The 11,002-nt window shown below is 41.0% G+C and carries 8 protein-coding genes; 6 read left to right on the top strand and 2 right to left on the bottom strand.

From position 1 onward, the window contains the following. Nucleotides 1-12 precede the first annotated feature (12 nt). The 3 genes from C1721_RS04010 (at nt 13) to C1721_RS04020 (ending at nt 3,721) form a co-directional block, all read left to right on the top strand. Nucleotides 13-936, top strand: coding sequence for a fimbrillin family protein (locus C1721_RS04010; RefSeq protein ID WP_102407258.1), 924 nt, complete (start codon nt 13-15; stop codon nt 934-936). Nucleotides 937-1,034: 98 nt separating this feature from the next. Continuing rightward, nucleotides 1,035-1,943: a fimbrillin family protein gene (locus C1721_RS04015; protein WP_102407259.1), complete on the top strand. Its 909-nt coding sequence runs from the start codon at nt 1,035-1,037 to the stop codon at nt 1,941-1,943. Between the two features lie 224 nt (nt 1,944-2,167). After that, on the top strand, nt 2,168-3,721 hold the full coding sequence (locus C1721_RS04020) for a sulfatase family protein (RefSeq protein ID WP_102407260.1): 1,554 nt from the start codon (nt 2,168-2,170) through the stop codon (nt 3,719-3,721). On the opposite strand, the gene C1721_RS04025 is transcribed toward C1721_RS04020, so the two are convergent. Both C1721_RS04025 and C1721_RS04030 read right to left on the bottom strand, forming a co-directional pair. Further along, a complete protein-coding gene (locus tag C1721_RS04025) occupies nt 3,722-4,891 on the bottom strand; it encodes a clostripain-related cysteine peptidase (protein ID WP_102407261.1) in 1,170 nt (389 codons plus the stop codon). A gap of 69 nt (nt 4,892-4,960) precedes the next feature. Beyond that, nucleotides 4,961-7,318, bottom strand: coding sequence for a lamin tail domain-containing protein (locus C1721_RS04030; protein ID WP_102407262.1), 2,358 nt, complete (start codon nt 7,316-7,318; stop codon nt 4,961-4,963). Nucleotides 7,319-7,448: 130 nt separating this feature from the next. Between C1721_RS04030 and C1721_RS04035 the strand changes: the two genes are divergently transcribed. From C1721_RS04035 to C1721_RS04045, 3 genes are all read left to right on the top strand, one after another. Next, on the top strand, nt 7,449-8,459 hold the full coding sequence (locus tag C1721_RS04035; RefSeq protein WP_102407263.1) for an aspartate-semialdehyde dehydrogenase: 1,011 nt from the start codon (nt 7,449-7,451) through the stop codon (nt 8,457-8,459). Nucleotides 8,460-8,729: 270 nt separating this feature from the next. Then, a complete protein-coding gene (locus C1721_RS04040; RefSeq protein WP_102407264.1) occupies nt 8,730-10,070 on the top strand; it encodes a Gfo/Idh/MocA family oxidoreductase in 1,341 nt (446 codons plus the stop codon). 48 nt (nt 10,071-10,118) lie between these two features. Next, on the top strand, nt 10,119-11,002 hold an 884-nt coding region (locus tag C1721_RS04045), incomplete at its 3' end, for a Gfo/Idh/MocA family protein (protein WP_102407265.1).

The following is an 11,002-nucleotide window of genomic DNA, read 5'->3' on the forward strand; positions in this document are numbered from 1 at the left end:
AAGAGAACTACGATGAAGAATTTAATTATCAGCATGCTTGCCATGGCAGCCATGGTTAGTTGCACCAGTGAAAACGATCCTATAAACGAAGTAACTAATAACGACAAACCAACACCGGTAGTCTTTGGCCAGTCTATAAGTTTAGTAACTAAAGCACCGATAACAGGCAATCTGTTAGCAAATACAAAAATTGGAATTTGGGCACAAGAATATACGACAACACCAGCCTGGGTTGCTGACAACAAGAATTTTATGGATGATTTAGAATTGACTGTAGCCGCAAACGGGGATATTTCATATACCGGTACAAAATACTATTCAATAATTCCGGATACAAAATATGACTTTTATGCATATGCACCGAAAGGAGAAATCGGGGTTTCGTCTAATGCCGCAACTGCAGGAGTAGGTCCAACTATTAATTTAACACTTGGTGCTACAGACCAAATTGATCTAATGTATGCCTCACAAACAGGAGTTCTTAAATCAGCAACACCAGTAGCCTTAGTTTTTAAACATTCGCTCGCACAGATTAAATTCAAAATCAAAAAAACAACAAGTTCACTTAATTACACACTTTCCGAAATAAAGGTCAATGCAAACTCTGTGGGAACAATGGCATTAGCAAACGGGCAATACTCAAACACAAGTACTCCGATAGACTTCACCGTATTAACTGGCGGTTCTTTTGATATTCCGAACAACGACTTTGCCGAAATAACAGGTGTCAAGCCATTAATGTTATTCCCTGAAGAATTAAAAGAGAATTCCGTCATTTTTACCATTAGTGGAACAGACTATAAATTTAAACCAACCGCCACACTTCAAGCAGGCACAACAACAACAATCAGTGTTACTGTTACATCTACAGGCGTTGAATTCAGCCAAAGTGTAGAACAATGGAAGGAGAACACAGGAGAAGGTACTATAGGATAATACAAACCATATAAACCATACCCCATTAACTCCTTTCAATAACAGAAAGAAGTTAATGGGATTTGAATTTTTACAACAAGAGATAAACCTCAAAGTACATGAACTTTAAAATCTATATCTCCGCTCTCCTCATCAGCAATTGCCTTGCCTGCACCAACGACAATGAAGATACTCAATCAAAAATGAGTAACCTCACCCCTATAACCTTTAGTGGAAAAATAACAAACATTACCGAAACCAAAGCTATCCTTGAAAACTCAACCATACCAGACAATGCACAAATTGGAATCTTTGCATGGGGACATAATAGAAATATGGCTAATAGCGATTCAACCCTTCGTATAGACTTAAATAACTCAATGTATACAAAATCGGCCGGCAATACACTAATCAGTACCATGGAAGCTCATTATCCGATCAATGCAGATACAGTATTAAACATTTATGCGTATTATCCTTTTCAAACAGGAATAACAGATATACATCGCATCTCTTTCAATCTAAATGATCAAAACGACATACTTACAGCCACACCTGTAATAAATAAAGGCAAAGAGTCGGCAGATCAAAGTGTAAACCTAGCCTTCAATCACGTACTCTCGGCAATTACATTACAAATAAAGAAAGCGAACGACATTAAAGAAGATATGATTTTACAAAGTATCAGCCTCGAAAACTATCCTGCAACCATCCAATTAGACGCCGTTTCAGGAACAACATCCGCCGCTGTATCAACAAGCAATTACACACTGACAAATAATTTAAATAAAGCAATTACCACAAAAACAACGACCATTGTAAGCAACTATCTGCTCCATACAATAACAAACCCTGTATTTATCGTCCGCTTAAGCAATAAGGATTACCGGATTGAATCAAAAAAAGCCTTCGAAGCCGGAAAGAAACAAACTTATATTTTTACTATCCAGGCAAACGATATCAGTATTTCCGCAACTATCAAAGACTGGATAGACGGCGGAACAACCAACGAAGACATTATTTACTGAGACAGTACGCATGAATAAAGCAAAACAAGCGTATCTTTTACCCCAAACATCCGGTATTTTTATTCTTTTGACCTAGGGCAAAATCAATTTTGAGCCAGGTCAAAAGAATAAATATTCCTATCTTTTCCGGTAAATTATGCCATACTTAAAACTAAAAGTACGGTATCTATCCGGTAAATATTCATATCTTTACGAATTAAACAAAAAATATAATATTTATTACCATGAAATCAACACTCATTCTGGGTCTCGGAGCTTCCTTTCTGGTTACCGGTACAATACAAGCCCAGAAAAAGCAACAACACAAACAACAAGTGCCAAACGTACTATTTATTTACGCCGACGATTTAGGTTATGGTGATCTGGAATGTTACGGGGCTAAACGTGTTCAAACTCCAAATGTAAACCGGTTGGCAAATGAAGGCATCCGCTTTACAAATGCTTACGCCACAGCTTCAACAAGTACGCCTTCACGCTATTCCATGCTGACGGGTGAATACGCATGGCGTATTCCGGGCACGGATATTGCAGCCGGAAACGCGGGAATGATTATCCGGCCGGAACGTTATACAATGGCAGATATGTTTAAAAACGCAGGATATACCACCGCTGCTTTGGGAAAATGGCATCTGGGATTAGGCGACAAAGCCGGAGAACAAGATTGGAACGCTCCTCTGCCTACAGCTTTGGGTGATTTAGGTTTTGATTATTCATATATCATGGCAGCTACGGCCGACCGTGTACCTTGTGTATTCATTGAAAACGGAAAGGTAGCCAATTACGATCCTTCCGCCCCTATTGAAGTAAGTTATGAAAAGAACTTCCCCGGAGAACCAACCGGAAAAGATAACCCGGAATTACTCTACAACCTGAAACCGAGCTTCGGACATGATATGTCTATCGTGAACGGTATCAGTCGTATCGGCTTCATGAAAGGCGGAGGCAAAGCGCTTTGGAAAGATGAAAATATAGCAGACTCCATTACAACACATGCCATTGATTTCATTAAGGCAAATAAAGATAAGCCGTTTTTCATGTACTTCGCGACAAATGACGTACACGTTCCACGCTTTCCTCACGACCGTTTCCGTGGGAAAAATCCAATGGGGTTAAGAGGCGATGCCATCGCCCAGTTTGACTGGAGCGTAGGACAATTGCTTAAAACGTTGGATGAACTGGGATTAACAGAGAACACGCTGATTATTTTATCGAGTGATAATGGCCCGGTAGTAGATGATGGCTATGCAGACAGAGCGGTAGAACTTTTGGGAGAACATAAACCAACCGGTCCGCTAAGAGGAAACAAATATAGTGCATTTGAAGGAGGCACGCGTATTCCTGCCATCGTTCACTGGCCGAAAGAAATCAAAAAAGCATTTGTATCGGATGCTCTGGTTTCTCAGATTGACTGGTTCGCATCATTGGCCGCCCTTACCAATTCACGCTTGCCGAAGGGAAGCGCTCCGGACAGTTATAACTATCTGGACACTTGGTTGGGAAAGAATAATGAAGACCGCCCCTGGGTAATAGAACAAGCATTGAATCACGCTCTTTCCGTACGTACAAAAGACTGGAAATATATTGAACCGAGCGCAGGCCCTGCTCTCATGACACGTGAGAATGTAGAAACCGGTTATTCCAAAGAGCCCCAGTTATACGATATGACAAAAGATTTTGAACAGAACAATCAGGCTTTGCAACATCCGGAAGTAGTCTACCAATTACAAAGTATTCTTTCCGGAGTAAGAGATAAGACGGAAACAATCAACAAGAAGTAATTACCATCCTGTTTGAGGCCATCCGGCTGCTTGATACCAGGCATTAACCCGGTAAGCCTCATTCAGGGAAGAACTGTAAGACCGGGGGATATACGTAGAAAGTCCTCCGGCATTTTCATCCATTGTAAACAGACCTTTTATGAGCCCCGAGAAATTCTTAGGGGTAGAAAGCCAGAGAATCGCAGCCTTATCAAAAACAGACTTCCACTCGGCATAATCGCCATTGCCAGCTGTCAACTTATAGATAAAACGATCCAGATCATAGTAATATTTGTAATAAGAGCGTTTGTCATAACACATTACATCCGTTACATCTATACTTTGCTTATTCTGTATATATTTTGGCAGAAGTTTAGCCGTAGCCACTGCCAAATTATCCAATTCGTCAGATTTTATTACCCCAATTGAGACTCCACCTGTCCAATTCATATTGGAAGGTTTCACATTTTCATCATATAAATCCTTATAATAAAGGAAATAATCCTGAGCAACTTTTACAGGAGCATCTTCCTTTGAGAACAGGAGAGGTACAGTTCTCTGATAAGGAGCACCCGGTCCCGGAGTTTCTGTAGGACAACCTATGAAATAGTCCGCACAATCGCGTAATTCATAAACGACTTCTACCGAGTTCATAAAACAGGCATCGAAGTAGATAAAGTCAAAATGGGGAGCAGCCTGCAAGGCCTCATGCAGCTGGGCTATTTCCATAAAATTATTTCCATCCTGCCCCCACCAGCGCAAATTGGTTTCATTAGGAAGCCAGCCTTCACCATGCGACCACAGAACAAGACCATAGCTGTCTGCAGGATATTTCTGAAATGCCGTAGACATGATATCTTTCATAACAGAGACATCCAGTGAATTCTGGCTTTCATATTCACTAATCAATTCCTCTACGACTTCGCCCGATTTATCTTTGGTTAACCGTACTAAACGAGGTTCAGAACCTGTATCTATATATACCAGCATATTATTTTCTGCTGCATTGATGTATTCCGTACCTTCCTTCACCTCCACGAAGTCGTTAAGAGCTAAACTTCTCAATGTGTTTTCAGCGGCAACATAAACCAATACAGTACGTTTCTTTACTGATATTTCATCTTCATTATCAGCACATGCGCATAATAACACAATCAAACAAAGAAAAACAGATATTATCCTATATTTCATCACTTACCCAATACTATTATTTATGCAAATGTACAAAATCAGAATTGTCTTTCTATACATTTTTATATGCTAATGCACAAGGAATACCTTCTTGTACGAATGTGTAATTCCTGAGATATTATAAAATTCAACACATAATATATAAACGCCTGTCTGTATTTTTTTTCCATCATACCCCATACCATTCCACGATAATTCTCCATTTATACCAAGCAAACTATTATTGGTGACTTCGGCAAGCCTGCGTCCGGAGGTATCAAATATCCATGCACGACAATTATATCCCGGTTCATCCAAATGATAGAGTATAGTGTATTCGCCTGTCAAGTCCGAATAAACCGGAACGTCAACAGAAGTGGGAGTATCGGAACCGGATGTTCTATACTGCGAATTACGATAGCCTGGTGTGCCATATCCGGACGTTTCCGCGGCCGACATCCAATTGGCGGCATCCTGTGTAACGGCATCCGGATTGACCCGTTCTAAAGAGACACCTCGTTCATTCTTTATTGATGGCGCATGCCATTTGGAGGAATAGGTCACTTCATCTATCACTTCTTCGTCTTCCATACGGAACAATACTAAAGTAGATACAGTATTTGCCAATACCGGCAGCTTCTGCTGATGCAATACCTCCGGAGAAGAGGTAAGATAAAAAGAGGAAACACCTTCTATATCTTTCGTCAACAAAAGATAACCTTTCGGCTCCATATAGAAAGGAACGGACGACAAAGGATAATGCGTACTTAATGTACCGTCGGACTTCCGGGTAGCAATAGATAATCCATATACCGAAAGTTTTCTATCGGAACGGTTATACAATTCTATATATTCGCTGCCTCCTACATAAGGATTAGGCAACAACTCGTTAAAAACGATCTCAAAAGGATTTACGGAAGTGCCTTCCACATCGGTTGGAGGTTCGGGGTTATCCGGTTCATTCGGATTGTTTGGTTCTTGCGGTTTACCATCCGGGCTGGAATTAGCCTCGCCGGGTGTTCCGCCCTTAGAATCAGTAGACAGATACAAGCCCTGTTCCGAACGTTCCCAAGCGACACCGGGTTTAGCCTTTTGATAAGTGATTTCATCTACCAAATCTCCTTCCGCAGATTTCAGTCGCAAGGTCTTGCCATCATTCGCCAATTGTGCAGGAAACTTAGCCAAAGGCATTTCTTTACCGGCAGGTGCTACTTTAATATCCCGGCCTTCACGATATAGCACGACATAACCTCCCGGGGGAAGCAACAGAGAAGCCAAACTAACCGGTTTATCATTATATATAAAAGACCATCCTTCCAATTGGCAGGAAGTTTCCGATGTGTTGTATAACTCCACATATTCCGTCTGGGGTAAATCTATCAAACCGTTGGGGTCGGCCATAACCTCGTTGATGCGAATAAAAGATCCCGATGGTTTTGTAAAATCATCGGGATCATTCCCTAACTTCGAGACAAAGGTTTTATTTCCTTTACCCTCAGCAATGCCACCCTTAGTTGTTATTCCGGAATAGGTCAATGTATAACTGGCCGCTTTTTGCCGGCCGGTTGCCCAGACAGGCTTCAGCACTGTCTCGTCGGTCGAAATATAAACCTCTTCGGCCTTATCATCATTCAATAAAAACACGCTCTTTTCCGCAGCAACCTTTTTATCAAATGAAAGGAGCAATGAATATTCGTCTTCTTCGGTCATAGATAAAAGTTTGGGAGCGGAAGTATCAGTAGAAGGCTTATCTTCCGGCTGCTCGTCCGGTTTTTCCTCGGGAACTGTTGGTATGGACGTTACATCATGCAAGGCCTTTACATTATCAAACGTATAGATCATATTTTTTAAAGAAGAGGCTTTACACCGGCATGTGATATTCAAGTATCCTCCGGTACGTATATCTTGCAAAGGATTATCAGTAAACGGCATCCCTTCCTGCCTGAATGAATTGCCATTGACAGAAGTATACAGAGTCCAGACTCTCTCATTTTCCATCGTTAACTTTATTTTCACAGAGGATGCTTCTGTTCCCAACAAATTCTTCCGCCCGTTAATAATCCGTTGCGGAGTTCCGCTTCCTTTTTGCCGGTAAAGAGAAACATTATGATCATTATGCCCCACCTGCACATAATAAAGTATAGAACCCGGACCGTCTGTTGCATATACATAAATACGGGCATGATTCGTATTAGACGACTTGAACAAAAGATTCACATCTATCTGCCATTCCATATCTTTGGCATAGGTTATCGGCACATAACAGGAGAAATCACCGGTTAAACCACTTCCGTCAAACCTTAATTTCCCATTATCAATATTCCAAAAGCTTTTTTCAAAAATCCATGAATTAGCGGAATCGATATTGGGCCCGTCAAACGATTCAATAAGTTGTGCGGAAACACAAATAGGCAGGAATACAAAGAAAATAATAATAAATTGTCTCATAGTTATGCGGTTTTGTTTATAATTTACATATCTTTGCCTCCCAAAACGTTGTAATATAAGGAGACTTATATTTCATATACGACGTAAAATTATAACATTTTTTCTACAAACAAATTAATTAGTGCTCAAAATGAAAGTAGCAATTGTTGGAGCAAGTGGAGCCGTAGGACAAGAATTCCTGCGTGTACTCGACGAAAGAAACTTCCCGATGGATGAGCTTATACTTTTTGGTTCATCTCGTAGTGCCGGACATGTTTATAACTTCCGTGGTAAACAGATTACCGTCAAGGAGCTTAAGCATAACGACGACTTTAAGGGAATTGATGTTGCTTTTGTTTCGGCCGGTGCTGGTACATCACGCGAATTTGCAGAAACCATCACGAAATTCGGAACCGTCATGATCGACAATTCCAGTGCGTTTCGTATGGACAACGATATTCCGTTGGTAGTTCCAGAAGTAAATCCGGAGGATGCACTGAATCGTCCGTGCGGAATCATTGCCAATCCGAATTGTACAACCATCCAGATGGTCGTTGCATTAAAAGCAATCGAAAACCTGTCGCACATCAAGCGTGTACAAGTTTCTACGTATCAGGCAGCCAGTGGCGCAGGAGCTACAGCTATGGCTGAGTTGGTAAAGCAATATGAACAAATACTGAAAGGTGAAGAACCCACAGTAGAAAAATTCGCATACCAATTGGCATATAACGTAATTCCTCACGTAGATGTATTCCTTGAAAACGGTTATACAAAAGAAGAAATGAAGATGTATAACGAAACACGTAAAATTATGCACTCGGATATAGAAGTCAGTGCAACTTGCGTTCGTGTTCCTGTTATGCGTGCCCATAGCGAAGCTACATGGATTGAGACCGAGCGTCCTGTCAGTGTGGAAGAGGCCCGTAAAGCATTTGCAGAAGCGGAAGGCGTGGTATTGCAAGACGAACCGGCAAAGAAAGATTATCCAATGCCGTTGTTCATTGCAGGAAAAGATCCGGTATACGTAGGTCGTATACGTAAAGACCTTACAAATCCAAATGGTTTGACATTCTGGACCGTAAGTGACCAGATAAAGAAGGGGGCAGCCTTGAACGCAGTCCAGATTGCAGAATATTTGATTAAGGTAAAGAATATAGGATAAATCAACTCCTGTTTAATAAGATAAGGAAAAGCAGCCTGGCAATGAATTTGTCAGGCTGCTTTGTTTCAGTTATATTTTTACTTATAGCCCAATATATTTTAAAATATATCTCTTATTTACATAGATTATGGTTATTTTTGCAATATCATGAATCAATATTGACGTTTTTTGAGAATAGATAGACGTCAATTGAGTTCAAATTTAGCTCAAATAAGAATTTCTTTGTATCGCTATGTTAGACTAAATTACATACTATATAAAAATATTACCATGAGTACACGACGTGATTTTTTAAAGAAAGCAGCACTGGGAGCATCTGCCCTTTCCTTCGGAAGTGTTTTAGAAGGTATGAGTGCTAAAAGTTATTCCAACATTAAAGGAGCAAGTGATAAGATCAGAGTTGCAGCCATTGGTGTCAATTCCCGTGGAGGGGCTTTGGCTGCAAACTTCGCAAAACAACAAGGTTGTGAAATAGCATATGTATGCGATGTAGATAGTCGTGCCATTGCAAAATGTGCGGATGCCGTAACTAAAATACAAGGGCATAAGCCAAAAACAGAAAAGGATTTCAGAAAAGCTCTTGAATCAAAAGATGTAGATGCCGTTATTATCGCAACCCCAGACCATTGGCATGCACCGGCAGCATTGATGGCTATGCAGGCAGGTAAAGATGTATATCTGGAAAAACCGTGTAGCTATTGTCCGGAAGAAGGAGAAATTCTCATACAGGGAGTAGAAAAATATAACCGTGTGGTGCAAATGGGTAATCAAAGACGTTCCTGGCCGAATGTACAAGAAGGTATACAGGCTATAAAAGACGGCGTCATTGGCAATGTACACTTTGGTAAGGCATGGTATACCAACAACCGTCCATCAATAGGCATAGGGAAAGAAGTTCCCGTTCCCGAATGGCTTGATTGGAATTTATGGCAAGGTCCGGCTCCCCGCGTAGCTTATAAAGACAATGTAGTTCACTATAACTGGCACTGGTTCTGGAGATGGGGAACTTCCGAATCATTGAATAACGGTACACACATGATAGACATATTGCGCTGGGGAATGGAATTAGACTATCCTACAAGAGTAAGTTCTACCGGAGGCCGGTATTTCTTTAAGGACGATTGGGAAACTCCGGATACGCAGGTTATAGATCTTGAATTCGGAAATAGCAAATCTATGACATGGGAAGGACGCAGCTGCAATGGCAGAACTATTGAAGGCAGTAGTGTCGGAGTTATGTTTTATGGAGACAAAGGCAGTTTGTTGATTACGGGGAGCGATGGCTATAGAATCTTCGATATGGACAATAAAGTTGTAAAACAACAATACAGCAAACTGGAAATAGACCCACGTAATTTGATGAACCCGGCTGAAAGCCTGGATGCTTTGCACATCAATAACTTCTTTGATGGTATCAGAAAAGGTGCTAAACTGAATTCGGATATAGTATCGGGACACAAGAGCACTTTGTTGATGCAAATTGGTAATATCTCTCAACGTGTAAAACGTTCACTCGATATCGACTCTGCTAACGGGCGAATTATACAAGATCAGGAAGCGATGAAATATTGGGGTCGTGATTATGAACCAGGATGGGAAATGAAGCTATAATTCAGAGATAGTAAAAAGATCCTATCATTAAAATAATAATAAAAAACAATGGATACTCAAAATTTATCTCGTCGGAATTTCCTGAAAAATATGGGAGCTATAGGAGGAAGCGGTCTTTTGCTATCTTCTCTGCCTCAATTGCATCTCCTTGCTCAGGAAAGAGAAAAGCAAGTAAAAGGCCAGAAGGCTAGGCTTGCCATTATCGGAACAGGATCAAGAGGCATGTACCATATCAACCACCTCTTACAAATACCTCATGCCGAAGTCGTTGCTTTGTGCGATATTTACCAGCCGCATCTTGACAATGCTGCCAAAGTATTCCCGAAAGCAAAACAATATAAAGACTACAACCAGGCAATTGCCGACCCGAATGTGGACGGCATCCTGATTGCAACACCTCTTCACATGCATGCTCCAATCTCAATCGCAGGGTTGAAAGCCGGCAAGCATGTATTCTGCGAAAAGTCCATGGCCAGAACCGTGGAACAATGCAAGGAAATGTATGATATATATAAAGAATCGGGCAAAGTCCTTTATATAGGCATACAACGCCTGTTCGACCCGAAATATCTGAAAGCGATAGAACTGATAAAGAATGGAACAATCGGTCAGATAGTAGGACTTCGTAACTTCTGGTACCGTAACAACGACTGGCGCAGGCCTGTACCGGAACCGTCATTGGAAAGACAGATAAACTGGCGACTGTACAAAGAATATTCAGGTGGTTTGATGACCGAACTTGCCGCCCACCAATTACAAATGGGTACGTGGGTCAATCATTCTCTTCCCGACTATATCACAGGGTTCGGCGACATTCTTTTCTGGAAAGACGGTCGTGAGGTTTATGACAGTGTAAGTGTTATTTACCATTATCCTAACGGCTTGCGCATGACTTTCGAATCTATCATTTCAAACAAGCATTATGGAATGGA

Origin of the sequence: Parabacteroides bouchesdurhonensis (assembly GCF_900186615.1) — a bacterium.
Lineage (GTDB): Bacteria > Bacteroidota > Bacteroidia > Bacteroidales > Tannerellaceae > Parabacteroides > Parabacteroides bouchesdurhonensis.